The sequence below is a fragment of the Candidatus Protofrankia californiensis genome, assembly GCF_900634765.1.
GTDB lineage: Bacteria > Actinomycetota > Actinomycetes > Frankiales > Frankiaceae > Protofrankia > Protofrankia californiensis.
Window position 1 is genome coordinate 1 of the sequence record NZ_CAAAFT010000353.1, and the last position, 980, is coordinate 980.

A 980-nucleotide genomic window follows, 5' to 3' on the forward strand; every position below is an offset into this window, starting at 1 on the left:
CCGGGCAACCACGTGGAGATCGTCAGACGACCTCGTGGAGGTCCGCCCGGGCCGTCAGCGGCTCGGCCCCCGACGCCTGCAGGGCCGGTCCGGCCAGATGGCTGCTGAGCAGATGGGCACCGACCCACTCGACGGTCTCCCGGACGAACAGTGTCCGGTTCGCCAGGCCCGCGATCTCATGCCCCTCGTCCTCGAAGAGCAGGTACCGGCAGTCCACCCCCCGCGCGGACGCGGCGGCGACCGCCTGCTCGGCCTCGCTGACGGGAACATTGGTGTCGTTGGCGCCGTGGACGACCAGCAACGGCGCGCTCACGCGGTCCATGCGGTGCAGCGGTGACAGTTCCCGCAGCAGGTCGGCGTCGGCCACCGGATCGCCGTACTTGGTCACGGCCGCGCCGGCGATCCACGGTTCGGTGCGGGCGTAGAAGCTGGCGAAGTCCACCATCCCGCAGATGTCCACGCCCACACCGAACAGCTCCGGGTAGGTGACCAGCGCCGCCAGCGTCAGATAACCCCCGTAGGAGCGGCCCGCGACCCCGATCCGCCCGCCGTCACCGAGACCGGCGTCCACCAGATAGCGGACACAGGACGCGACGTCGGCGATGCCGTCGAAACGGCGACGGTGGTTGTCCGCGTCGCTGAACGCACGGCCGTAGCCCGTGGATCCTCGCACGTTCGGCGCGAACACGGCGATCCCGCGGGCCACCAGAGCCTGGAACAGCGGGTTGAACACAGGACGTTCCTGCGCCTCCGGACCGCCGTGGAAGAACAGCAGGGTCGGGTGCGGAGCCTGCTGGCCGTACGGCCGGTACAGCCAGCCGGACAGCTCCAGACCGTCATGGGCGGCGAACCTGTGCAGCACCGGCCGGACGAGCCGGGTCTGCGGCTGCGCCGTGCCGGCAACCCGGTCGCCGTTCTGGTCGGTGGCGAGGTCGGTGGCGGTGGCGATGTCGGTGGCGAGGTCGGTGGCGGTGGCGATG

Annotated in this window: 1 protein-coding gene; it reads right to left on the bottom strand. The window is 71.2% G+C overall.

Annotated features, from left to right (window positions below):
* Positions 1 to 22: 22 nt before the first annotated feature.
* A partial coding sequence (locus tag DD1DGNOD_RS18290) for an alpha/beta hydrolase family protein (RefSeq protein ID WP_131770695.1) occupies positions 23 to 980 on the bottom strand: 958 nt, incomplete at its 5' end.